The organism is Flavobacterium sp. CS20 (genome assembly GCF_018080005.1).
Lineage (GTDB): Bacteria > Bacteroidota > Bacteroidia > Flavobacteriales > Flavobacteriaceae > Psychroflexus.
Window position 1 is genome coordinate 2,206,800 of the sequence record NZ_CP073015.1, and the last position, 25,494, is coordinate 2,232,293.

Sequence of the window (25,494 nt, forward strand, 5' to 3'; positions counted from 1 at the left end):
CTATGGGGCAAGGAATAGTCGTCTGTTCTTTGGGCGACGCTTCAATTACCGAAGGTGAAGTTTCAGAGGCTTTTCAAATGGTCGCCTTAAAGCAACTGCCCATTATTTATTTAATCCAAGATAACGACTGGGATATTTCTGCCAACGCAAAAGAAACCCGAGCCCAAAATGCCTACGAATATGCTCAAGGTTTTCACGGACTTGAAGCCATTAGCATTGACGGGACTGATTTTGAAGAATCGTATTCCACTTTAGAAAAAGTCATTGAAACTGTTAGAACAGAACAACGTCCGTTTTTAGTGCACGCCAAATGTCCACTTTTAAATCACCACACTTCTGGCGTTCGTATGGAATTTTATCGAGATGATTTAGAAGAATCTCAACAACGCGATCCTTATCCAAAATTTGTGAAATTGATGAAAGCCAATGGATTTTCTGAAACTGATTTAGACGATATAGAACACGATATCAGAGAAAATGTCAAGTCTGATTATGAAGCGACTCTCACCTCAGATGACCCCAAACCCGAAGATTTATTTACCCACGACTTTGCCCCAACACCCATTACAGAAGAAGTTGGTGAACGCTCTCCAAAAGGTGCAGAAAAAGTCGTCATGGTCGATTGTGCTTTATTTGCTATTGAAGAACTCATGCAAGACCATCCTGAATGCTTACTTTACGGTCAAGATGTTGGTGGACGATTGGGTGGTGTGTTTCGTGAAGCGACCACTTTAGCCCAAAAGTTTGGTGACCATCGGGTGTTTAATACATCAATTCAAGAAGCTTTTATAGTAGGCTCAACGGTCGGAATGTCTGCCGTTGGACTCAAACCCATTGTTGAGGTTCAGTTTGCCGATTACATTTGGCCTGGACTAAATCAATTGTTTACAGAAGTCAGCCGAAGCTGTTATCTCTCCGAAGGCAAATGGCCAGTGTCTATGATTTTGCGTGTGCCTATTGGGGCTTATGGCAGTGGCGGACCTTACCATTCCTCTTCGGTAGAAAGTGTGGTCACTAATATTCGTGGACTTAAAATTGCTTACCCAAGCAACGGTGCCGATTTAAAAGGCTTGATGAAAGCGACCTATCACGACCCCAATCCCGTGGTGATTTTTGAACATAAAGGCTTGTATTGGAGTAAAGTCCCTGGCACGAAAGGTGCCACCAGCGTTGAACCTGCCAAAGACTATATTTTGCCTTTTGGCAAAGCTTGGGTTTTACAAGAAATTTGGCTAAAAGATAATGAAGAAACTTTAAGCATCATCACCTATGGTATGGGCGTGCATTGGGCGGTTAACGCTTCGGCAGAACTCGGACTTCAAGACCAAATCGAAATTGTAGATTTAAGAACCTTGCACCCACTCGACGAAGAAACAATTTTTAAGTCTGTGAAAAAATGTAAAAAATGCCTCGTAGTCACCGAAGAACCATCAGACAACACCTTTGCCAGAGCACTTAGCGGAAAAATTCAAGAGGAATGTTTTCAATATCTCGATGCCCCTGTGATGACCATTGGCTCGGAAAATATGCCAGCGATTCCGCTGAACTCAACTTTAGAAGAAACGATGATTCCGAGTACGGAAAAAGTTAAAGCCAAAATTAATGCTCTTTTAAAATATTAAGTTAAAAGGTTTTATTCCTGTTTTTAAAATCAGTGAGAAATTGTTGATGGATTGAGGATTATTTGTTAGTTTTATACTTTACAAGCTCATCTAAAAATAATTTACGTGTCATTTAGAGCTATTACATTTCCCGATTCTTATACGTATAGTTCAGATTCAGAGCATATACCACTAGAGTTTTATAATGCTGTTTTTCCTGTTTCGAAAACGGTAGATTTGTTTTTGGGGTATTTTAACTCAGGCGCATTTCGTGTATTATCTGAAAGTTTTGCGGAGTTTATCTATAATGGCGGTAGTATGCGCATGATTACCAATCATTACTATACAAAATTAGATTTTGAAAACTTAATAGCTGAGTCCGAGTTAAACGACTATGGTGAAGTTTCCAAATTAGTAAAAGATTTACGCAAGCTAAAAGACAGCTTAGATGAATATGGACAACACTTTTTTGATTGTTTAAAGTACCTTATCAAAGAAAATAGGCTACAAATACAACCAGTAAGTTTTGGTAAACAAAGTTTAAGCCATAGCAAAAGAATGTTATTCTATGATGGTGAAAATCACATTCTAGCTGAAGGAAGTATGAACTTCACACTAGCTGGTTTTGTTAAAAATGCAGAAAGCTTTCAGGTTGAAGTCCCTTGGAATTCTAAAGTTAGTCAAGTAAGAATAGAAAACCAAAGAAAACATTTTGAAAAAGTTTTTAATCAAGAAAACAACGAATATACATACCTGAATCCCGAAGAAATAAAAGAAGCAATTGAGGACATAGGAGAACAAAAATCCATTAAAGATTTACTTGAAACTAGCATAAACATTGGAAGTGAAAATTACAGTAAAAAATTAAAAGAAATACACCAAGCTAAAAAGAAAAAGTTTGAAGCTGTAATCGATAAACTTGATTGTGAACCTAAATTCCCCTTTGACGAACCTAGAGATTATCAAAAACAAGCTTATAAAAATTGGGTTGAAAACGATTATAAAGGTGTTTTCGCTATGGCTACTGGTACTGGGAAAACTATTACTTCGTTGAATTGTGTTTTGCAGGAATATCAGAAAGACAAAAAATACCACTCTATAATTCTTGTGCCGTCAATTGCTTTACTAAATCAATGGGAACAAGAAGTGTTAGATTTTAATTTTAAGAATATCCTTAAAGTTGGCGGTGGCAATAAATGGGAAAATGAACTGGCTAATTTTGCTAGTAATCTATCCTGGGGAATCTCTAAAAATCTAATTATCATTTCAACTTATGGAAGTTTTGTGACTGATAGGTTTCAAAAATATTTTAAAAAAATTCAAGATAAATTTACACTTATTGCTGATGAAGCACACAATATGGGCGCAAGTCAAATAAAGAAGCGATTAGGAAATGTAAGTGTTGAAAAGAAAATTGGACTGTCTGCTACACCAAAACGAGTTTATGACCCAGAAGGCACAGATGCTATTGATGCTTTTTTTGAAGACAAGCCGCCATATATTTACTCGTTTACAATGGAGAGAGCTTTAAAAGAAGAAAGACTTACAGAGTATAAATATTATCCAAAAATCGTTGAGCTACAAAACGATGAACTCGAAAGTTATATAGAAATATCACAACGGCTTTTAAGATTTTTTGACTTTGATAAAGGAGAATTTAAAAAAGACCCTATGGTTGAAAAACTCCTTTTAACGAGAAAAAACATTATCCATAAAGCACATAATAAAATTGACTGTTTTAAAGACATTGTAAAAGAGCTCGATAAAAAAAAGAAGCTAAAATACGTGTTCACCTACGTGCCAGAAGGTTTTGTATATAACGACTCTGGAGGCAGTGAAAGACTACTCAACGATTTTATGCGAAAAGCTATGGAAGCCAGGCCAGATTTAAAAATTAATTCTTACACCGCAGAAGATGAAGATTTAAACGAAATACTTAAAGGATTTTCAGAAGGAAAAATCGAAATGCTATTTGCCATGAAAATGTTAGATGAAGGTGTAGATGTGCCACGTGCTGAAGTTGGAATATTTGCAAGTAGCACAGGAAATCCCAGACAATTTATACAACGTAGAGGTAGTCTTTTGAGAAAACACAAAAATAAAGCTAATGCAATAATTTATGATATGATTGTTGTACCACCTCTGAATGACGCTAATGCAGATACTTATAGAATGGAAAGAAATCAAGTAAAAACAGAATTACAACGTGTTGCTCATTTTTCCAGCTTATCTATGAATTTTTACGATACAAAAAATGAATTGAGTTCAATTTGCGATAAATACGAATTAAATATTGACCAAATTATACAAGAATTATGAGTAAGAGAAATGAAATACTAAGAGAAATACTGAGCGATGAAGAAATTGTCCAAAAGTATAAATTGAAAAAGGAAGGCATTAAAAATCTTACTACTTCTGGTCCTTATCAGGATAAAATTGTTGAAATCTTGTCAACTATAATTAATGAAAATGACAATAATCGCACAGCAAGACAAATTTATCCTATTTTGAAAAACATACATAAAATTTAAATATGGCATCAATAATAAACAGTATAGCTTTCGAAAATTTCTTTAATTACTACGGTGATTTTGAAGATAATAAATATGAGTTAGATGAAGGTATAAATATTATTGTGGCCGATAATGGTGCTGGAAAATCAAAATTTTTTAATGCTTTTTTGTGGTTGTTTTACGACCAAATACTTGATTCTGACACAAAGAAAAAAATAAATATTAGAAATGCTGGCGTCAAAATTTTATCTGATAAAGCTAAAAACGAAACACCAAAAGGTAGTTATGTGAAATGCGGCGTTATGATAGAATATACTAGTGGGACAAGGTATAAGTATCAAATCATAAAATCTTTTACAGCCACCCGTATAGGTGAGCAAATCACAGATGAAAACAGTTGGCAATTTGTCATTAACGAAATTGAAGTCAATAAAACTGAGCTTGTTTTACATAGATACAAACCTGTCTATGATGAAGATGAAAAAACAAGAATAATTAATGGACTTATTATGAAAGCCTTTAGGAAATATTCATTTCTACAAGGTGAAGAAGTTGACGATATCATAGATTTTAGCAAAAAAGAAAGCATAGAAGAAGCTGTTGAAAATCTCACAGATATTAAAAAATATGAAAAAATTCATGAGCTATTAGACGAATTTAAAGCTAAAGCATTTAGAGATTTACAAAAACAACTTAAGGCTAACAATGCTCAAAACGAACGATTTGATATTGCTGTAGCTGATAAAGAAAAAATTGAGCAACAAATAGAACAAGAAAAAATTAATCTTGAGCAATGGAATGAAACTTTAAGAGCAACTGAAAACGAAAAAAACGAATTGGATAAACTCTATGCTAATGCAGAAAAAAGAAAGGAGATAGATGACAAATTAAAACCTTTAAGAAAGCGGTTGCGTGACAAACAAGAAGAATTTGAAACCTTTCTAGACCGCATAAACAATCGTTTTTTTGACGGCAATTTTGCTTGGATTGCTATGGGATTTGAGGAAGAAGTTGAAAAATTTAGAGCTTTAAATGAACACTATATTGAGAGAAGATACGAAAAGAAAGCTTTAAAAAATGTAGAAGAAAACCCTAACGAGTATTTTCATTTCTTACCAGAAAATTCACCAGACTCGGTCTCACTTCAAAACATGATTGACGACGAACATTGTTATGTCTGCAATAGAGAAGCTAAAGAAGGCACACCTGAATACAACAATCTTATTAAGCTTAAAAATAGAACAAGAGATAATCAAAGCCAAAAACCTTTTGTAAAAAATGACTTAAAGAATTTTTTTGGTGATTTACAAATTAATGCTCAGCCTTTTTACAACAAGTTTGATAGCATAAGAGATTCAATAATAAAGACTAAAGAAAAAGAGATAGAACTTAAAGAAAGTATTGAAAAGCTTAAAAAAAGAATTAAATCTATAGATGATGATAGAAATTCAATAATGATTGCTGGTCATGATGCTGAACAATCTGCAAGAGATATTATCAATAATTATACTGGTGCTGTCCGACGCATGGAAAGTGCCAATAGTAAAATAAATGATATTATTATCCCAAAAATAAATAAGTTAAAACAAGATTTAAAAGCAATTAATGATGAGATAAAAAGCCTTAATAAATCCAATGATATACCAAACGGGTTCAATGAAAACTACGAAGTTTTAAGTGATTTAGAAGAAGCTTCACAAAAAGCTAAAGACAGGGTTTTTGATGGTATGATAAGCCTACTTGAAGAACATGCCAACATACATTTTAAAAACCTGATTAAGAACAATGACTTATCAGGTGGTATTCTGAAGTTTGAAAAAAATCCAAATGGCTCGATTAATTTTAATTACATAGACAGTAAGGGCAATTCTGTTTACGGTAGCTCAGAAGGTTTCCAGCGAATGAAAAAATTCTCAGTTGTGATGGCTATCATTTCCGCAAACAATGCTGAATACAACTATCCATTATTGGCCGATGCACCCATATCTGCATTTGGCGAAGGATTTACAGAAGGCTTTTTTGAAGCCATTGGTGATGTGTTTCCACAAAGTATAGTTTTAGTAAAAGAACTTTTCAAGCAAGACGATGAAATGAAAATCAATGAGTTGGGTAAACGACTACTCAAAGACCCCAAAGTGAAAACCATGTATGTCAATCATGTGCCTGAAAATGCAGAACAAATTGATATTGTAACCACTCAAACCAAATTGAAATGACAGCACAAGAATTTAAAAGTGCAATATTAATGAAGCGTCCGCGATATGCCAACAGTAAAATTCCTGTTATTGAAGCTTTTGCGAACAAAGGACAATCTAAGTCTGAATATAGCCAATTCGGACCTATCTATGAACTGTATATCTATGCTTTTAGATTAGGTTTAAAGAAAGGTTTAAGACTACCCTTACCACCTAGAAACTCGACAAGAGATTTTGTAGAAATAGGCAAATGGAAGCGTGATTCCAGTTTGGTCGATTTTTTATTGATGATTGTGTTTAGCCATAGCGAAGAAATTGATTTTGATTGGAACGATTTGGAAGATATGGACGAAAAAGAACTTAACCAGGTCGTGAGTAATATTGTTGAATTTATTGAAAGTTACGCCAATGGTGGCTTACAATATCTTCAAGAAGAATGGGAAAATGACAACTTGATTAATTCAAGTTATTTGTTTGTGGATTTGATGAATGATTAAAGACTTTATTTATGAAAGAGTTTAGATTCAGATATGAAGACACTATTTACAAAAATGGTAGAAATATACCAAAAACATCAGGTTTATATACATGGTATTTAGATTTTTCTAAATTAGGAATTGTTAATAATAAAGATGATTTTTCTACCATAGTTTACAGGTTGAACGAATTGATTACTTCAGAGAACATGAAAGGAGAAGTAAGTTCTCCGTTAAAAAAATATATCGTTAATGTACATCAAAATACAAATTTTTTTAATGATTATCTTATTGATTCTGATTTAACTGAGGGTAAAAAAATTTCTGAATTATCTGATGAAGATTGTGTGAAAATATTTAAAATATTAGGTGAATTTAGTCATTTAGTAAGCCCCTTATATATAGGTGTAGCTAGCTCATTAAGAAACAGATATAGAAGTCATAAAAGAAATTTTTATGAAATTGTTACTTTAATTGATGAAGGAGAAGATGAAGTTGTAATACAGGAAAAGGCTAAAAAAACTTTTGGAGGCAGACTCGCATACCAAGGGTTTAATTGGGATTTATTGATCTTTAATTGTGTAAAAACCGATTTAGAATCATCGCTTAATAAATCTACTGAATATTTATTAAATAGGATGTATAGTCCTATTTTTGGAAAAAGGTAATTAAATAAGTTTATATGAAAAAAGTAAGACCTCAAAAATATGACAGAAGTATTTATGGAACTTTTGGGCAGTTTTTTACTCACAATAATAGTCCAGTTTTCTATCTAAATACTGCATTACCAATTGATAACATAAACTGGATTAAGCCCGTAAGAGATATACTTAATATTTCAGAAGTTGATTTTGATGAATTAGTTCAAAGAAATTTAGATGATTCAAGAATTAAAAATGATATTTCACAATATTTGATTACAGATAAAGGTTACAAATTTTTCCCTCCAATTGTTAGTGCTTTTGTAGCCCCTACAGAAAAAAAAGATTCTATTAAAAATAGATACCCAAAATTAAAAGTCCGTTTTGAAGAAACAGTAGAGGGTAAAGTGGTTAAAATAGAGTTTGAGGATTCTTTCATATTAATTTTGTTTGTTGATGAAGACAATAATATTTTGAATACTCCTGTTGAACTTAGATGGAAAAGTTCAGGTATATCTTTAATGGCTGTTGATGGTCAGCATAGGCTTGTTACATTAAAAGCGATTAGGGGTCTTTTAGATAGCGATGATGAAAAAGCATACTATAAGAGTTTAGAAGAACATAAATCAATTTTAAATGATATTGATATACCAACTACAATATTGTTTTTTCCTAATTCTTACCAAGATTTATCAGAAGGTAGTGAAGAGATTTTGGATGAAGTATTCCCGAATAGTGGATGGTTAGAGAATGAACAAAAAGATATTAAAGAAATAATTAGAAACGTTTTTGTTGATGTAAATAAAAATGCCAAAACACCTAGTGAATCTAGAAATATCTTGCTTAATGAAAAGGATATTTGTGCCATTTTTGCTAGACATATTTTTTCTACCATTAAGGAAATTGATAAGAATACATATTCTTATTTATTGGATTTTGACTCACCAAGAAATAAAGAGTTTCAAATTGATCAAAATAGACCCATAATTACAACTATAGGTATTGTATACAGAATATGTGAAAATTTATTTAAAGACACTAAAGGTGATCGTCGAAAATCTGAAGATGGAAACGCCCTCAGGGCACGCTTGAACTTATACGATTTAGAATTTGATTCAGAATCTGTAAAGCTGGAAGATTTGACTCCATTTGATTTTTCCTACTCACAACGAAGAGTTTTGTTAGAACAGTTTAAAAAATCTTGGACTCAAACTTTCGTTTATTTCTACACACACCTATTACCATTTAAGAAATTATATATATCAATGAATAAATCATTCGAAGATTGGCTAGAAAAAACAAGAAAAGACTCGTTAACGGATGATGAAACTAAAATTTATTCGGTTTTATTTGGTGGAAGCGAAAAACGCTTTTTTCTTCAACAAAATGCTAAAAATCGTGGTGTAGAATATAATGACTATAGATTTTTATTTAAAAAACTTCAAAATAAGGAAAAAGAGATAAAGGAAAGCATTGGAAATCATAGGTTTTTTTTCAGTCAAATGTTTCAATCAGCCTTTTTTGAATTTCTTGATTTTATTTTGTCATCACCAACTATAGATTATAAAAATTCATGGCTAGAGCAAGAATACTTAGATAGTATCATTAATATTTTGAACAAGTATATTGAAGATAAGCATAATGATTCATTATTCAATTTCGAAAATTCTATAAACGATTTACTTTTTAACGGTAGAAGTAATCCTTCTCAAAAAAAACAAGAACTTGTAGCAACAATTATAAAATTAATAGCTTTCAATTACAAAAGAGAAATTTCGGAAAATCCTTTTATAAATAAGTTTAATGTAATTTCAGACTTTATTGACGAACTTAACATTGAGTGCTTGGACATAATTGATAAAAATATGACAGATTCTTTAGAGAAAGAATTCAAACAAAATATTGACATTAGACAGCTTGTACTAGATATTCAAAAAGCAAAAAATGATAAGTTAGTTAATGAAATAAAAAAATTAGAATCTGATTATAAGAAAAACTAGAATCATATTTGGAAAGTAGAAAGAAAAAAGAATTAACTATTTTAAAACAACACCTTAATATTAATTAACCTTATGTATTTATTAAATTTATTAGATTCATATTACCAGCATTCAATTTTTGCAATGTATTTAACCCTTCGTCCAAATGCAACTTCACATATTTACCCAAATCTTGATTGCTGATGTGCAATTGGTAATGTTGTGCTACTAAAGCAACATAATATTTGTCATAATCGCCAAACAAGACCTTTCGTGAGTATTCTTTGCCACCAGAATCTTTTAGGTCTTCAATCTTTAATTTTTTACCACTTTTTAATGAATAGGCTAAAGCCAACCTGGCAATCACGTTTTCTGTACCCAGGTTAAGTTTTCGGGTCAATTGGCTAACGACTTCTTTATTATCCTTACTGGTTTTAATATGCGTAAACATGCTCGTCTTCTTTAAAAGCTTTAAATAAATTGTTCAACTTATATGGTTTAAATGCAGAGCCTTTTGGGCTATGCTTAATCATATAGACTTGGCTTAAATAGGGTGTCATAAGTTGGTATTCTTTTTCTGTCAATTCTTTCTCAAGCAAAGGAAAAAGTACCACTTGGTCAGAAATATTGGGGTAAAACTCTTCAATAATATTTCGGGAATGGTCTTTGTCAAACTTTTGCAATGGGCTGTCAATAAACACAGGAAACTCGATACCAGATTCATCAACCAAAGCTTTTAAAAGCGCCGTGGCATAGAGTTGCTGTTCACCTTTAGACAGGTTGTCTTTGTCTATGATGTTGCCCTTAAAGTCAACCAAATCAATATCCATCACATCTTCTCGTATGTTAACTTGCACATCTTTTACAAAGTTTTCTTTGTGCATCAGTCGTTTTAAGCCTAAAACAATGGTTTTTTGTAAGGCAAATTTCTTTTCTTCTTTTATGCGACTAATCAAGGTCTTGATTTTGTCGAGTAACTTTTCGGTGACTTTGTATTTTTTGCGGTCTTGCTCAATAAGTTTAAAGTTTTTTTCAAACTCAGACAAGACTTTTTTATGTGAACTGTGTTGCAAGTTCAATTGCCCAAACTCTTCAACCAATTTATGTTTTTCATCTTTAAGGTCGAGCAGTTGTTGGTCAATTTTCTGCTTTTCGCTTCTAATTTTTTTAGCGAGATAGTTGTCTTTTCTCGCTTCGCCTTGTTTGATTTTTCTCGATAAGCGGTTCAGGCTAATCCTGTGGTTTTTGTCTTCTTGAATCAGTTGCTCTATTTGAGATTTAAGGCTAGTATTAATGTGTTTATAAAACGCAATGAACTCTCGATGCTCTTCCTCTGTAAAGTCTAATAATATTTTAGAGTTGTTTTTTGTCGTCGCTTTTTGTTGCTGTTTTAGTTCTTTTTTAGAGGCTTCTTTAGAGACCTTTTCAAGTTGTTCAAAAAGGCTTTTGTCCTTTATTACAGACTGGATATCAGATAAAAATTGGGTTCTAAAATTCTCAATTTTATCTTCGTAAGTCTTTAAGCTAAAATGATGGTTTTGGTATTTACTCTCTTTAACAAGTTGGTTTTTAAGTTTTTCGAGCGGTTTATTTGCAATTAAAAACGGTAGGAGTTCATAGTGTTTTTTAAGTTTTTGCTTGGTGGCTTGTATGTCTTTTTTAACGTCCTCGTGTTCTGCTTTTAAGGCTTTGAGCTCTTCTAAAGTTATGGCATTGCCTTCGCGAATCAACTTTTCTTGAAGCTCATCAGATTTTGCTTTTAAGTTGGCTTCTTTCATATCAACTTCATCTTGCCGCTCTTGATTGTAATCAATAAGCACAGTGAGCTCTTCGTCTTTAGCTATCAAGTTTTGTAGCTTATCTTTATCATCTTCAGACACACCACGACGTCTTAAATTTGATAAAAGCACTTCGAGATTTCGTTTTAACTCTTCGTATTTTTTAATCCCTAAAACTTCAGAATACGCTCGGCTGAGGCTTCGTAATTCAGCTTTTGATTTAGCTTCTGCCAGTGATACAATTTTTTCAGCATCAAAAAAGAAAAACTTAGCAATTTCTCTGGGTAATAAAAAATCATTGATAAAAACCTCATAACCTACATCTTTGGTCAATTCATTTTCATTGCCATCAATACGAAGTTCAAGGTTTTCATTTTTAGTAACATAGTTGTAAGTCCTTTTGATTTGAACAGTTTTACATGGCACAGAAGGAATCATAACATCGCTCAACGTCACTTCAACAGACATGGCTGGATTGTCGCTACTTTTTGCATCATTATTAAATTGACTGTCTAGATAGTCTTGATAGCCGCCAGCTTTTTTGATGTCTTTGCGGTATTTGTCTTCTACTTGAGCAATGAGTTTGCCATAAAACACCCAAACCAAAGAGGTTAAAAAACTGGTTTTTCCAAATCCATTTTTACCAGCAATCAAAAAAATATTTGAGCCTTTTTTCTCTTTAAAGTCAATGCTGTTATTGTCTTTGTAAATTCTAAAGTTTTTTATGTCAATATGGTCAATTCGCATTACTTAACTTTATTTACGTATTCTTCAATTCTTCGCTCTACATCGTTATGCAAACCGTATTTAGATAGCATTAATGTTTTTGATTCTTGTAGTGAAATTAAATTATCAATGAGGTGATAATAATTAGCATCATCTTCGCAAACTTCTTTGAGAATTCGGCGCTCAGTATCATCTAAAGATTTGATGTTGTTAGTGCTAATATCTTTACCATAAACTTCTTTGTAAATATCGCTGACACTATATTCAAAAATCATATCGCGATTCCATATAACTTGAATGGCAATTAATTCCTGATTGTTGATTAAGGTGATATGTGGACTATCCTTTTGAATTTCTTTTTGAGTTTCTAGTAATTCTCGTAATGTGTCCGCTCTGTATTTTGGAGTATATGGTCCAAAGTTCCTTCCGTCTTCATCAACTGCCTTTTGTCCGTTTCTACGCTCAGGCATTCTGTTTTCTCCAATATTTCTGTTATCTACTAAATTGTTTCTGAACTTTAAAAGTGGTGCCATCCATTCTTGTCCATTTTCAATTAAAGCAGACATAGATTTGTCTTGTTTTACAACTGTGCATGTCCAACATCCAAACCTTGATTGACCACAAGATGAGTGTTTTTTGTTGGTCACTACTGTTGGACACTCATAATCATCGGCACTAGCGTCAGAATAAATTTGAAATAGTATAGAATTATCAAACCCCCAAGGTGAAGGCACAGCATTTATGATATACCAAATTTCTTCAAGCATCAAGTCTTTTATTGGCGCATAAACAAAGGTGTTTGGTGTTGTACCGTGTTTAGATAAACGACTGCCGTTTATCTCGTGTTTTTTCATTCGTCTTTCTCTAGAAACACTTTCTTCATATCTTGTGCCAAGCAATACAATAGCTTCGCCCATTTTATCTATTTGTTCCAACAAGAAGTTTGAAGTAGGTTTAATTTTTAATCGATCTGTACACCATCTAAAAGAATTGTTAGGCACAGGATAACCTTTTCCTAAAACATTGATCCAAAATGATTCTTCGAGTTTAGGGGTTGTTTTTTGAACAAAAATTGGCAAGCCTTGAGCTCTGGCTTCTTTGTCAATTTTAGTTAAAACATCGTCAACATAGTTTGAAATAATAGGGTTTTCTACCATAGTATCATTACAAACCACATAAACAGGTCGTTTAAGTTGAAAAGGCATAGGAGCTTGTTCTTTAAATCTTTTCAAGGCTATCCAAACCAGTGTGAGTAAAACGGTAGAATCCTTACCGCCACTAAAGCCAATGATCCACGGACGATTTGTATTGCCATCATAAGCATACTGATCAATTATTTCATTAATAATTAACTCAGCTTTTTTGAGTTTTATTTTTGACATGACACGTAAAGGGTTTCTTTCAGTTTTTTTCTAATTCTCTAATTTTATCTTCTAATATTTTTATCGTTTTTTTCTGTAAGTTTATGATATAATCTTTGTCATCTTCAGATAATGACTCTTGATTATTATTTTGTTTTAACATTGAACCTTGTCCAGTAAACAACCAGTCAGCAGATAAATCTTGATAAGTATTTATCAATTTTGATATATTTTTACCTGACAATGAACCTCTTTTTCTTGCTTTTCCTATTAATCCATTTGATATCTCTGCTTGATTTGACAATTTGTTATCATTCAAACCTTTGAATTTCATATACTTATCAAGTCTTTTAAAAAAATTTATCATTTTTGATATATATTTGTATCGACACGTAAAGGACATCTAAACTATGCTTGCAAGATAATGATCTTTGAGCATACAAGATAGTTATTTACTAAAAAAAGGAGACCTAAAACGTCTCCTTTTTGATTATTAATTTAAAAATTTATGGGTTTTTTTAGCTGGATTACACAAGATACCTGTCGCAGTATTTCAAATTATTACTCAATAAAACCTGTATTCCCAGTGTTTATGATTGATAATAAAGGTCAGATATGGCAAGAGCGCTGCTATGAAAGTTATGGTGTTTTTGGTGGTAAAGATTATTACGAGTTAATGGCAGAAATGAATGATTTGAAATATAGAAATGAGGCTATCGATTTATATTACAGCCATAATGAAAGAGCTTTGTTTCCTAATCTTGTTGAGCACCCAAAACAATGGCAATGGAAAAACGAAAAACCTAAACCCTGTCCACACCAAGGCTATTTCTACTAAAAACCCTTAAACTCATCAACTTTTAAACTTTAAACTTCTAAAACAACCACACCCAACAACCAATTACGAATAACCAACAACGAAAAACTAACCAACTTTAAACTCATCAACTTTTAAACTTTAAACTTCTAAAACAACCGCACCCAACAACCAAATACGAATAACCAACAACGAAAAACTAACCACGATTCACTAAAACCACCATAATGTTAACTTTAATGTTAATTAATTCACATTCGTAATATGATATATATCAGTGTTTTACAGTTTTAATGTAAAATTAATGTTACGTAATAGTAAATTATACGTAAGTATATTGTATCTTTGTCCCATAACATTAAATGACAAGACGATGAGAACAATGATGATTATTGTAGCCTGCCTTTTTGGTGGAATGTTATTTGCACAAGAAAGCAATGTAGAATATTTCAAAAAAGGCGATTTAGTAAAAGGTATCTTTTACTATGACAACGGAGTGATTCAACAAGAAGGCACTTATAAAAATGGTAAACTTCACGGTCAGTGGATTGCCTATGATAGAGACGGCAAAAAAAATGCAGTCGCCTATTATCATAAAGGAAACAAAACTGGTAAATGGTTCTTTTGGCAAAAAGACAAATTGGTAGAAGTAGATTATAACAACAACGACATTGCTAATGTCACGACTTATAAAAACGAAACCATTTTTGCAAGTGAAAAATAGCAATCACTATTTCAAATTTATTCTAAATTAACCCGTGTCTAATGATGCGGGTTTTTTATTCCCTATTGAATAATTAGAGTTTAATATTAATTAACGTTTTAAAATGAGCATCCAGCAAAGTCGAGATGTGTGTATTTATCGACTTCGCTCGAACTTAAACATAACAGTATCACGAATTTTAAATCAAACCATGACGCCATTGGTAGTGTTTTTAAAACACTAAAAATCGTATCGAAAACTGATTTGACCGACCTAATTCCCTCACAAAACATTTCTTAAACATCAAGCATTCAAAAATATTGACTGCTTATACTCTATCCCATAATCGGTGTTTATCACTATTTTTGATGACCGATATCATTTATCTATCAAATTTGAGTAAGTAGTTTTGTATTATTTCGAACATAAACATAAACTTTAAAACATTTTATATATGAACACCATCACAGATTTGAAAACCACAATTCAAAACGCTCTAAAAAACAGCCTGTCTTATGAAGGCTTTAAAACTTTAGTCAGCAACTTAATCAACAAAGGTCAATCTACAGGACATACCCAAAATGAAGATATGCTCAATTATTCCAAATTGTCGATAAAACGCATAAAACGTTGGGATAAATCCTTTAAACTCTCTGAAAACGACATGGCTTTTTTCAAAAATCAATCAAAACCTATCACCTTTTTAGTCCTTGCTGAAAGTTGGTGTGGCGATCTTGCACATGCTTTACCTATTATCAATGCTATTGCTGAAGCTTCACCTCATATTGATCTTAAAGTTGTGCTAAGAGACGACAATGATGAGCTAATGCAAGAATTCTTAACCAACGGTGGCAAATCCATTCCTAAACTTATCGCACTTGACGATGAGAACAACGTCTTATTTACTTGGGGTCCAAGACCTACCGAAGCTACTGAAATGGTTAAAGCCTATAAAGACAAACACGGTCAACTCACAGATGAGCTTAAAGAAAACTTGCAAAAATGGTATAACAAAGACAAAGGCTAAGGCATTGTTAAAGACATCAAAGCCCAATTAGAGTCTATATAATTTAGTGCCAGTTTGATATAAATTCCAATAAAATATATTCATATAAAATACAGATATTTAATCATTTGTCATGTCGATAGATTGAAGCATGAGCGACGAGACATCTCAGGTGGATGAGATTTCTCCTCATTCTTCGTTCGAAATGACAAAATTTGCTTACAAAAAGATGTAATCATCTGATTTACAACTTTCAATAAATCAAACTCACGTTAATTTAGTGCCAGTTCTATTTTTAGTATCAATAGTTTACACCTAAAGCCATCAAATTAAGTGATTTTTGGAGTAAAGCCTGATTCCGAAGTTTTGGAAATATCAAAATCAAGCTTGAGATAGACAATCTATTTGAGACCAATACTTTAAGTTTTTATCGCTAATCTTGATTTTTTTCTCTTTGCTCATTAATGCATTATTAAATCTTATATGCATTAGTGCATTAGTGGCTAAAGTTGTCCAAAGTGAGTTTATTAAAATCTACGTGAGTTCGATTTAAGTAACTCAATTAAATAAAGCCATCAAATTAAGTGATTTTTTGGAGTAAAGCCTGATTCCGAAGTTTTGGAAATATCAAAATCAAGCTTGAGATAGACAATCTATTTGAGACCAATACTTTAAGCTTTTATCGCTAATCTTGATTTTTTTCTCTTTGCTCATTAATGCATTATTAGATCTTATATGCATTAGTGCATTAGTGGCTAAAGTTGTCCAAAGTGAGTTTATTAAAATCTACGTGAGTTCGATTTAAGTAACTCAATTAAATAAAGCCATCAAATTAAGTGATTTTTGGAGTAAAGCCTGACTCCGAAGTTTTGGAAATATCAAAATCAAGCTTGAGATAGACAATCTATTTGAGACCAATACTTTAAGTTTTTATCGCTAATCTTGATTTTTTTCTCTTTGCTCATTAATGCATTAGTGCATTAGTGGCTAAAGTTGTCCAAAGTGAGTTTATTAAAATCTACGTGAGTTCGATTTAAGTAACTCAATTAAATAAAGCCATCAAATTAAGTGATTTTTGGAGTAAAGCCTGACTCCGAAGTTTTGGAAATATCAAAATCAAGCTTGAGATAGACAATCTATTTGAGACCAATACTTTAAGCTTTTGTCGCTAATCTTGATTTTTTTCTCTTTGGTCATTAATGCATTATTAAATCTTATATGCATTAGTGCATTAGTGGCTAAATATAATACCTCGACAAATTCGGACCATTGTTTAAGTTGAAAATTTATTAACTTTAAACAATGAAAAATATGAAAAAATCAAGAAGAAAATTCACATCAGAATTTAAATCAAAAGTCGCTTTAGAAGCTTTAAAAGAGCGTTATAGTTTATCTGAATTAGCAGAACGTTTTGAACTCCATCCAAACCAAATTAGTCAGTGGAAACAAGAGTTTTTAGAAAAATCAAAGGATGTTTTTGATAAAAAATCACCTAAACCCAAAGAAGAACATGTTGATTTAGACAAACTTTATGCAAAAATCGGCAAGCTTGAAGTAGAATGGGATTACTTAAAAAAAAACTTGAAGAAGTTGGATCTGTTGGGATGAAAAAGGAACTAATTTTAAGTAGTGAAGATAAGTCATTAAGTATAAGACAACAATGTCAACTTATGAACATCACCAGAAGTAGTCTTTATTACAAGCCTATTGGAGAGAAACCGGAAAACCTTGAGATTATGCAGATCATGGATAAACATATCTTAGAAGAACCAACAGCTGGGGTTTTGACCATGCAGTCTATGCTATTAGATTAAGGTATAATAGCTGGGTATGAACGAGTAAGACGATTAATGCGTAAAGCAAATATACGTCCTATTTACCCAAGGCGACATTTAACGGTCTTAGGCGAGAAAAAATATGTATATCCCTATCTATTGAAGAACCTGGATATTAACAAAGCAAATCAAGTTTGGGAGATAGATATTACCTACATCCCTATGGAAAAAGGATTTATGTACTTAACTGCGATTATAGATGTCTATAGCCGTGCTATTATGGGATGGGGTCTATCTAATACATTAGGTGCTCAAGCCAGCATAGAAGTCGTTAAACAAGCTATTAAGACTAACGGAAGGCATGAAATACTAAACTCAGATCAGGGCAGCCAATTTACTTGCTTACAATACGTTGAACTACTTAAAAAGAAGAACATCAAGATCAGTATGGATGGTAAAGGAAGAGCTTTAGATAACATTTACATCGAACGCTTTTGGAGAACCATAAAGTATCAACATATATATCTTAACCCAGCTGAGGATGGAATAACCCTATATAAAGGAATAAAAAAATGGATGGATAAATACCACAATAAAAAACATCAAGGGATCAATGAAAAACCAATTGAAAAATATAAAAATGCGACCTAAAAAATCAACTAAGAATCAACTGATAATGGTCTAAACAAATCGAGGTATTTTAAAAGTTGTCCAAAGTGAGTTTATTAAAATCTACGTGAGTTCGATTTAAGTAACTCAATTAAATAAAGCCATCAAATTAAGTGATTTTTGGAGTAAAGCCTGATACAGAAGTTTTGGAAATATCAAAATCAAGCTTGAGATAGACAATCTATTTGAGACCAATACTTTAAGCTTTTATCGCTAATCTTGATTTTTTTCTCTTTGCTCATTAATGCATTAGTGCATTAGTGGCTAAAGTTGTCCAAAGTGAGTTTATTAAAATTTACGTGAGTTCGATTTAAGTAACTCAATTAAATAAAGCCATCAAATTAAGTGATTTTTGGAGTAAAGCCTGACTCCGAAGTTTTGGAAATATCAAAATCAAGCTTGAGATAGACAATCTATTTGAGACCAATACTTTAAGCTTTTATCGCTAATCTTGATTTTTTTCTCTTTGCTCATCAATGCATTATTAAATCTTATATGCATTAGTGCATTAGTGGCTAAAGTTGTCCAAAGTGAGTTTATTAAAATCTGTAAATTAAACCAAAACCTCATTTCGCCTGTTTGACTTTGCAGGAAAAACCATAAAACGAAGCCTGACCAATGATGCAGACCGTCTTATGAAATGTAATAGTTTTTTAACTATCCTAACTCATCGACAAACCGCTCCAAACTCAAGGCCTGTTCCAATCTAAAATTCCCAACAGCAGTGCGTCGCAATGCCGATAAATATGCACCACTATCCAAAGCTTGCCCAAAATCTTGAGCCAAACTGCGAATGTAAGTACCTTTGCTACAAGTAACTTCAAATCTGACTTTAGGCAAATCTACAAGCCTAATCTCAAAGTTTGTGATTTCAACTTCGCGTTTTGGAATATCTACCGCTTCACCTTTTCTTGCATATTCATACAAGCGTTTGCCTTCTTTTTTTAAAGCTGAAAACACAGGCGGTTGTTGAAGTATTTTGCCCGTAAACTCTTGGGTTTTGGCTTTGATAAGTTCCGCATTAAGGTGTTCAATCGGAAACTCCGCATCAATCTCCGTTTCCATATCAAATGACGGACGCGTTGCCCCAAGTGTAAATTCACCGGTGTAGGTTTTGGCTTGCCCCATCAACTCTGGAATAGTTTTAGTGGCTTTGCCCGTGCATATAATGACTAAGCCTGTAGCCAAAGGATCAAGTGTGCCAGCGTGACCGACTTTAATTTTTTTGAGATTGTATTTTTGTTTGATAAGCCAACGCAATTTGTTGACCAATTGAAAAGACGTCCAATGTAGTGGTTTATCGAAACACAACACCGCACCGTTTAGAAAATAATCTTTAGAAAATTCAGAACTGTCCAAACCCAAAGCTTAAGATTTGCCTTTGTTGGGATTGAGCAAAATAGCGTAAACCTCAATAGCAAAACCAATAATCACAATCGTTGGTGCCAAACGGATACGTCGCGGACTATATATATCGGGGTTAAACACTTCAGGGTCATCACTACCACCACCACTCATCAAAATAAACCCGATGGCAATCACCACCAAGCCAATAATCATAAACAGATAGTTTTTACGCTCAAAAATAAAGGCATTTTGTTTCTGTTCTTTCAATTCTTCTTTGCGTTTGCTTTCTCCACCCATAATCTTAATAATAAAGTTCGTCTGTTTTTAAATTCAAAAAGCGTTGCGTAGCCAAAAAGGTGCTGAACCACGAAATAAGCACACCCAATAAAAATACAGCAACAAATAATCCGGCAAGCAACAATTCATCAACCAACAAATCAAGCTCTGGATAAGTTTGGTCTAAAAAATACAAAACCGTTGCCATTCCAAGCATCGCTAATATTGCACCAATAATTCCAAGCTTAACACTTCTCCAAATAAAAAGCTGACGAATAAATCCTTTAGTCGCCCCAACCATCTGCATCGTTTTAATCACAAATCGCTTAGAATAAACAGAAAGCCGTATCGAGTTGTTGATCAACAACACCGCTATAAACGTAAACACGCCACAAATGACCAACACCCAAAAACTGATTTTTTTGATGTTGTTGTTCAGCAAAGCAATCAAAGGTTTGTCGTAAACAATCTCAGCCACAAAATCTTTTTCAGATAAGTCACGTGCAATTTCTACCAGTTGCACTTCATTCACAAAATCAGCTTTAAAATACACGTCTATCGACTGTGGCAACGGATTAGCATCGCCCAAAAAGTTCATAAAATCTTCGCCGATATCTTGTTTATAGATTTCAGCTACTTCCTCCTTTGACGTATAAACCGTATTTTTTGTGTAGTCTGCCAATGCCAATTGCTTTTGCAGTTGGTCAATTTCAATTTCCTTCGCCTGGTCTTTCAGGTAAATGCTCATCGCAATTTGCTCCTTAAAATGGTTAGCAACCTTTTGCGTATTAATCACCAAAATACCGAGCAAACCCACGAGAAACAGCACCAAACCAATACTGATCACCACAGAAATATAAGACGAAATCAATCGCCGTTTTTGATATTTTTCAAACGATCTGGCCACGCGTTAAATTTTGGTAAAAATATAAAACTCTTAGTTGAAACGCTCTAAAGTTGAATTTATTTTTTTCAGGACGTCACCTTGCTTTCCATTTCAACGCCATGACCCCAAGCCAAGACTTGTTTGCAGGTGCAGGTCTTTCCTAAGGTCAAGCCCTTCAGCCGCACAAGTCTAAGGCTTTGGGCTTTACGGGGTTTCCATTCCAATCAAGCGTAGCACCCGCAAGGCACAAATTTGTTCTGCCTTGCGGGTTAATTAACAAAAAAACATCTCTAAATTATTTTATCTCCAGTAAAAGCATTTGTAAATTCAAAATTATTAGTGCATTTGTGGCAAAATACCACTATAAAATTATTTATTTTTACAAGCCTTTTTTATCCAAAAGGTGTTGACAAAAAATGACAAAAACTTTACTATCCGAACAATTAAATGGTAGTTTTCACAAGGCTTACGAAAACATCATTTCCCAACTTCAAAATCAACATTACGCTGTGACAGATGATTTTTTTGATGAAGAACTTTTAGAACACCTGCACCAGCATATTTTAGCATTATACCAAGCTGATGAACTCAAAAAAGCCGCTATCGGCAAACATTTTGACGAGCATATCAAAACTGAAATCAGGGGCGATTATATCCAATGGATCAATGATAAAATGCCAAATGAAATTGAACTTCGGTTTTTAAACCACATCCAGCAGTTTATCGATTACCTTAACCGCACCTGTTTTATGGGTATTTTGCATAAAGAATTTCACTTTGCCGTCTATCCTCAAGGTCGGTTTTATAAGCGACATCTCGATACCTTTCAAAACGATCAAAGACGAAAATTGTCGATAGTGTTATATCTCAACAAAAATTGGTCAGCTACCAATGGTGGCGAATTGGTGATTTACAAACAAACCAACAACCAAGAAAACGCCATTTCAATTCTTCCAAAATTCGGTCGTTTAGTCGTCTTTGAAAGTCAAGTTTTAGAACACGAAGTCAAACCTATCAAACAAGGTTTAAGGTTGAGCATTCTTGGTTGGTTGAAAGTGAGGTAATCAAACAAGACTAAGCCATTTCATTTATTTCAGCAGTATGATGTTTTACCAAGTCATTGATAGGACGAAGTAATCTCATGAATTTTAGCACTATTCTATCGTATATCTCGTTATAAATTTCAATACAAAATACACTCTCACATCATCTTTTCTACTCTACCCAAGACAGAGCTAAAGTCAGACTTGCATTGACGTGTTTTTTTTTTAAACAACAAAAAATTATAACCTTTGTCAACAGGTATTGATTCTTTCCATGCTTCATGTAGAGAAACTTCAATTCATTTGTTTTCTAAACTTTAATTTTTATGAATTACATTTACAATTTCTTTAAAAAAATAAAACACGATGAAAACGCCGTATTATCTAATTATTCTAAGTTTGATAGCTTGCAACAATTCCAATCAAAATACACCTAACCAACAAGAGACCTCAATGACCTATCCCAAAACCAAAACCGTCGATACCGTTGACACCTACTTTGGCACTGAGGTAAAAGACCCTTACCGTTGGCTTGAAGACGACCGTAGCTCAGAAACCGAAGCTTGGGTTAAAGCTCAAAATAAAGTTACACAAGCTTATCTTGACAAAATTCCCTACCGAGACCAACTCATCAAACGCTTAACAGAAATTTGGAATTACGAAAAAATTGGAGCTCCATTTTTTGAAGGTAACTATGTCTATTTTTCAAAAAATGACGGTTTGCAAAATCAATCGGTTTTATACCGTTACAAAATAGGAAAAACCGAAGCCGAAGCTGAAATATTTTTAAACCCTAATACTTTTAGTGATGATGGCACCACTTCTCTATCTTCTTTGAGTTTCTCTGAAAACGGCAAAATATCAGCACACTCTATTTCTGAAGGCGGAAGCGATTGGCGTAAAATAATAGTGATGAACACTGAAACCAAAGAAGTCATCGATGACACTATTGTTGATGTGAAGTTCAGTGGTATTTCTTGGAAAGCTAATGAAGGATTTTATTATTCCAGTTATGACAAACCAAAAGGCAGTGAGCTTTCTGCCAAAACCGATCAACACAAATTGTATTACCACAAACTTGGTACTCATCAATCAGAAGATCAGCTTATATTTGGCGGTACACTAAAAGAAAAACACCGTTATGTTTCTGGCAATGTCACTGATGACAATAAATATCTGTATATCTCCGCTCGCAAATCAACCTCGGGTAATCAACTTTTCGTTAAAGATTTAACCCAACCTGATGCTCAACCCATTCCAGTAATGGATAACTACGATAGTGATGTTGATATTCTCGACAACCAAGATGACCAAATCATCATGTACACCAATTACAATGCTCCAAACGGTAGAATTGTAAAGGCTGATTTTCCCAATCTATCTCCAGAAAATTGGACGGATCTTATTCCAGAAACAGAACACGTGTTGAGCCCATCAACAGGCGGTGGTTATATTTTTGCTGAATATATGGTTGATGCCATTTCTCAAATTAAACAATACGATAAATCTGGCAAACTTATCCGTGAAGTTAAACTGCCAGGAATAGGAACCATTAGTGGCTTTGGAGCTAAGAAAGAAGAAAAAGAATTGTATTATCGTTTTACTAATTACGTCACTCCTGGTTCAATTTATAAATACGATATTGAAAATGGAATCTCTGAACTTTATAGAAAATCTGCCATAGATTTTGATACTGAAAATTACGAAAGCCAACAAGTGTTTTACACATCCAAAGACGGTACAAAAATCCCAATGATCATCACGCATAAAAAAGGTCTAGAGTTAAATGGTCAGAATCCAACTATCTTGTATGGTTATGGCGGATTTAATATTTCACTAACACCAAGTTTTAGTACAGCCAATACCATTTGGTTAGAACAAGGCGGTATTTACGCTGTAGCTAATCTCCGAGGAGGTGGCGAATACGGCAAAGCTTGGCATAAAGCAGGCACCAAAATGCAAAAACAAAACGTCTTTGACGATTTTATTGCCGCAGGTGAATATTTAATAGAAAATAATTACACATCATCAAATTACCTTGCTATTCGTGGTGGCTCTAATGGTGGTTTGCTTGTTGGTGCAACCATGACTCAACGCCCTGATTTGATGAAAGTGGCTCTACCTGCAGTTGGCGTGCTTGATATGTTGAGATATCACACGTTTACATCTGGTGCTGGTTGGGCTTATGACTATGGCACATCAGAAGATAGTCGAGAGATGTTTGAATATTTATACAATTATTCACCCGTTCATAATGTTAAAAAGGGCATAGCTTATCCTGCAACTTTAATAACCACTGGAGATCATGATGACCGAGTTGTGCCAGCTCATAGTTTTAAATTTGTCGCTGAACTACAAGCCAAGCAAGCTGGTAATAATCCTGTTTTAATTCGTATAGAAACCGATGCAGGTCACGGTGCTGGCAAACCTACTTCAATGGTCATTGAAGAGATAGTGGATATTTTTGCCTTTACACTTTTTAATATGAAATTTGAAGAATTGCCTTACACTTATCCAGCAAAAACAAATTTGTAGATTTTAGAAGTTTTCAACAAAAAACCCTAAAAGCTTGTTTTTTAAGCGATTAGGGTTTATGAAAGTGGTGCCTCCGAGGAATCGAACCAGGGACACAAGGATTTTCAGTCCTTTGCTCTACCAACTGAGCTAAGGCACCAGTTTTAATTTCCCAATTATGGCTTTTACTTTATTTTTTAATTTTCAGTCCTTTACTCTACTCCCGATACTTCGAGAAGCTAAGGCACCAGTTTTGGGTTTGCAAATATATATGCAATTATTGTATTGCCAAAACAATTATTCAAAAAAATCATTTATTACATTTGCAACCTATGAATGCAGTTATAGATATTGGTAATACTTTTGTTAAAGGTGCTTTTTTTGAAAATAATGAGATTGTTTGGCAAAATAAATCTAAACCTGTTCTGTTTCTTCAACATCTCAAAAAACAATTGATCAAAATTGATGAAACTCCAAATTTAATATATGTCGCCTCTGGAAAGGTCGATTTTAAGTGGATTGAGTTTTTTAATGCAAATTTTAAAGTATTCCATTTCAATCATAAAACTCCGCTACCTTTCAAAAATCTATATAAAACTCCTGAAACATTAGGCCTTGACCGCTTGGCATTAGTAGTATGAGCTCATCAAATGTATCCACATAAAAATGTGTTGGTAATAGATACTGGGACATGTATCACTTACGATTTCAAATCGGCTGAAAATGCTTACTTAGGCGGGAATATTTCTCCAGGATTAGATATGCGTTTTAAAGCCTTACATCAGTTTACCGCTAATTTACCTCGGCTAAAAATTGAAAAACCAATGACTTCACCTTTAGGCAAAACGACCAAAGATGCTATACTAAATGGTGTAATTCAAGGAGTTGTATATGAAATAGATCAAAATATTACACGTTATAAGTCTGATTATAAAGATTTAACAGTTATTTTAACAGGTGGAGACCAACAATATTTGTCTGCACAATTAAAAAATAGCATATTTGCCAACTCAACTTTTCAACTAGTTGGATTGCATGCTATACTCGAATATCTTTTGAATGATTAAAAAAACATTTTTATTATTATTACTGTTTACCGTTAACCTCAATGCACAAGAAGGCACATTTTCGCCATATTCTTTTTTTGGTGTTGGTAACAATACCTTTAAAGGTACTCACAGAAAATAG

General features: G+C 33.3%; 23 protein-coding genes, 1 tRNA gene and 1 pseudogene. 17 read left to right on the top strand and 8 right to left on the bottom strand.

The window, feature by feature from the left end:
• Positions 1-2: 2 nt before the first annotated feature.
• The 7 genes from IGB25_RS15190 (at position 3) to IGB25_RS10425 (ending at position 9,426) form a co-directional block, all read left to right on the top strand.
• A complete protein-coding gene (locus IGB25_RS15190) occupies positions 3-1,622 on the top strand; it encodes a transketolase C-terminal domain-containing protein (RefSeq protein ID WP_371815900.1) in 1,620 nt (539 codons plus the stop codon).
• Positions 1,623-1,727: 105 nt separating this feature from the next.
• A complete protein-coding gene (locus tag IGB25_RS10400) occupies positions 1,728-3,920 on the top strand; it encodes a DEAD/DEAH box helicase family protein (RefSeq protein ID WP_211064949.1) in 2,193 nt (730 codons plus the stop codon).
• Positions 3,917-4,132 (top strand): hypothetical protein, encoded by a 216-nt coding sequence (locus IGB25_RS10405; protein ID WP_211064950.1) that lies wholly within the window; start codon positions 3,917-3,919, stop codon positions 4,130-4,132. The genes IGB25_RS10400 and IGB25_RS10405 overlap by 4 nt, the downstream gene beginning before the upstream one ends.
• Positions 4,133-4,134: 2 nt before the next feature.
• Positions 4,135-6,330 carry an AAA family ATPase gene (locus tag IGB25_RS10410; RefSeq protein ID WP_211064951.1) on the top strand — a complete coding sequence of 732 codons (2,196 nt, stop codon included), beginning with the start codon at positions 4,135-4,137 and terminating at the stop codon, positions 6,328-6,330.
• A complete protein-coding gene (locus tag IGB25_RS10415) occupies positions 6,327-6,806 on the top strand; it encodes a hypothetical protein (protein ID WP_211064952.1) in 480 nt (159 codons plus the stop codon). The genes IGB25_RS10410 and IGB25_RS10415 overlap by 4 nt, the downstream gene beginning before the upstream one ends.
• An 11-nt stretch (positions 6,807-6,817) precedes the next feature.
• On the top strand, positions 6,818-7,453 hold the full coding sequence (locus tag IGB25_RS10420; protein ID WP_211064953.1) for a hypothetical protein: 636 nt from the start codon (positions 6,818-6,820) through the stop codon (positions 7,451-7,453).
• Between the two features lie 14 nt (positions 7,454-7,467).
• Positions 7,468-9,426, top strand: a complete 1,959-nt coding sequence (locus tag IGB25_RS10425; protein ID WP_211064954.1) for a DNA sulfur modification protein DndB — start codon at positions 7,468-7,470, stop codon at positions 9,424-9,426.
• 70 nt (positions 9,427-9,496) lie between these two features.
• Here the strand turns inward: IGB25_RS10425 and IGB25_RS10430 are convergent, their stop codons facing one another.
• Genes IGB25_RS10430 through IGB25_RS10445 form a run of 4 tightly spaced genes read right to left on the bottom strand, consistent with a single transcriptional unit; the run spans position 9,497 to position 13,604 of the window.
• Positions 9,497-9,856, bottom strand: coding sequence for a DndE family protein (locus IGB25_RS10430; protein WP_211064955.1), 360 nt, complete (start codon positions 9,854-9,856; stop codon positions 9,497-9,499).
• Positions 9,840-11,930 (bottom strand): DNA sulfur modification protein DndD, encoded by a 2,091-nt coding sequence (gene dndD, locus IGB25_RS10435; RefSeq protein ID WP_211064956.1) that lies wholly within the window; start codon positions 11,928-11,930, stop codon positions 9,840-9,842. The genes IGB25_RS10430 and dndD overlap by 17 nt, the downstream gene beginning before the upstream one ends.
• On the bottom strand, positions 11,930-13,291 hold the full coding sequence (gene dndC, locus IGB25_RS10440) for a DNA phosphorothioation system sulfurtransferase DndC (RefSeq protein ID WP_211064957.1): 1,362 nt from the start codon (positions 13,289-13,291) through the stop codon (positions 11,930-11,932). Before dndC ends, dndD begins: the two co-directional genes overlap by 1 nt.
• A gap of 19 nt (positions 13,292-13,310) precedes the next feature.
• The gene (locus IGB25_RS10445) at positions 13,311-13,604 is read right to left on the bottom strand and encodes a hypothetical protein (protein ID WP_211064958.1); all 294 of its coding nucleotides are present in this window, start codon (positions 13,602-13,604) and stop codon (positions 13,311-13,313) included.
• A 174-nt stretch (positions 13,605-13,778) separates the two neighbouring features.
• Here IGB25_RS10445 and IGB25_RS10450 point away from each other — a divergent pair, with 174 nt between their 5' ends.
• The 6 genes from IGB25_RS10450 to IGB25_RS10475 all read left to right on the top strand — a co-directional run bounded on the left by IGB25_RS10450 (position 13,779) and on the right by IGB25_RS10475 (position 18,222).
• Positions 13,779-14,108, top strand: coding sequence for a hypothetical protein (locus IGB25_RS10450; RefSeq protein WP_211064959.1), 330 nt, complete (start codon positions 13,779-13,781; stop codon positions 14,106-14,108).
• Positions 14,109-14,460: 352 nt separating this feature from the next.
• The gene (locus IGB25_RS10455; RefSeq protein WP_211064960.1) at positions 14,461-14,811 is read left to right on the top strand and encodes a toxin-antitoxin system YwqK family antitoxin; all 351 of its coding nucleotides are present in this window, start codon (positions 14,461-14,463) and stop codon (positions 14,809-14,811) included.
• Positions 14,812-15,244: 433 nt separating this feature from the next.
• The gene (locus IGB25_RS10460; RefSeq protein ID WP_211064961.1) at positions 15,245-15,817 is read left to right on the top strand and encodes a thioredoxin family protein; all 573 of its coding nucleotides are present in this window, start codon (positions 15,245-15,247) and stop codon (positions 15,815-15,817) included.
• Positions 15,818-17,107: 1,290 nt separating this feature from the next.
• Positions 17,108-17,404: a transposase gene (locus tag IGB25_RS10465; RefSeq protein WP_211064962.1), complete on the top strand. Its 297-nt coding sequence runs from the start codon at positions 17,108-17,110 to the stop codon at positions 17,402-17,404.
• Complete coding sequence (locus IGB25_RS10470; protein WP_211064963.1) at positions 17,356-17,610, top strand: hypothetical protein; 255 nt, start codon at positions 17,356-17,358, stop codon at positions 17,608-17,610. Before IGB25_RS10465 ends, IGB25_RS10470 begins: the two co-directional genes overlap by 49 nt.
• Positions 17,611-17,616: 6 nt before the next feature.
• Positions 17,617-18,222 (top strand): IS3 family transposase, encoded by a 606-nt coding sequence (locus tag IGB25_RS10475; protein WP_256437276.1) that lies wholly within the window; start codon positions 17,617-17,619, stop codon positions 18,220-18,222.
• A gap of 675 nt (positions 18,223-18,897) precedes the next feature.
• Here the strand turns inward: IGB25_RS10475 and truB are convergent.
• The 3 genes from truB to IGB25_RS10490 are packed head-to-tail and all read right to left on the bottom strand — an operon-like array spanning position 18,898 to position 20,770.
• Positions 18,898-19,599, bottom strand: a complete 702-nt coding sequence (truB, locus tag IGB25_RS10480) for a tRNA pseudouridine(55) synthase TruB (RefSeq protein WP_211064965.1) — start codon at positions 19,597-19,599, stop codon at positions 18,898-18,900.
• Positions 19,600-19,608: 9 nt separating this feature from the next.
• Positions 19,609-19,884 (bottom strand): DUF3098 domain-containing protein, encoded by a 276-nt coding sequence (locus IGB25_RS10485; RefSeq protein WP_211064966.1) that lies wholly within the window; start codon positions 19,882-19,884, stop codon positions 19,609-19,611.
• Positions 19,885-19,888: 4 nt separating this feature from the next.
• Positions 19,889-20,770: an ABC transporter permease gene (locus IGB25_RS10490; RefSeq protein ID WP_211064967.1), complete on the bottom strand. Its 882-nt coding sequence runs from the start codon at positions 20,768-20,770 to the stop codon at positions 19,889-19,891.
• Between the two features lie 395 nt (positions 20,771-21,165).
• On the opposite strand from IGB25_RS10490, the gene IGB25_RS10495 reads away from it, so the two are divergent.
• Both IGB25_RS10495 and IGB25_RS10500 read left to right on the top strand, forming a co-directional pair.
• A complete protein-coding gene (locus IGB25_RS10495) occupies positions 21,166-21,813 on the top strand; it encodes a 2OG-Fe(II) oxygenase (protein ID WP_211064968.1) in 648 nt (215 codons plus the stop codon).
• Positions 21,814-22,158: 345 nt separating this feature from the next.
• The gene (locus IGB25_RS10500) at positions 22,159-24,327 is read left to right on the top strand and encodes a prolyl oligopeptidase family protein (protein ID WP_211064969.1); all 2,169 of its coding nucleotides are present in this window, start codon (positions 22,159-22,161) and stop codon (positions 24,325-24,327) included.
• 65 nt (positions 24,328-24,392) lie between these two features.
• On the opposite strand, the gene IGB25_RS10505 is transcribed toward IGB25_RS10500, so the two are convergent.
• Positions 24,393-24,466, bottom strand: a tRNA-Phe gene (locus IGB25_RS10505).
• Between the two features lie 172 nt (positions 24,467-24,638).
• Between IGB25_RS10505 and IGB25_RS14975 the strand changes: the two are divergent.
• Together IGB25_RS14975 and IGB25_RS15195 are read left to right on the top strand one after the other, a co-directional pair.
• Positions 24,639-25,373 (top strand): annotated as a pseudogene (locus IGB25_RS14975) (type III pantothenate kinase).
• The gene (locus tag IGB25_RS15195; RefSeq protein WP_256437214.1) at positions 25,366-25,494 is read left to right on the top strand and encodes a hypothetical protein; all 129 of its coding nucleotides are present in this window, start codon (positions 25,366-25,368) and stop codon (positions 25,492-25,494) included. Before IGB25_RS14975 ends, IGB25_RS15195 begins: the two are co-directional and overlap by 8 nt.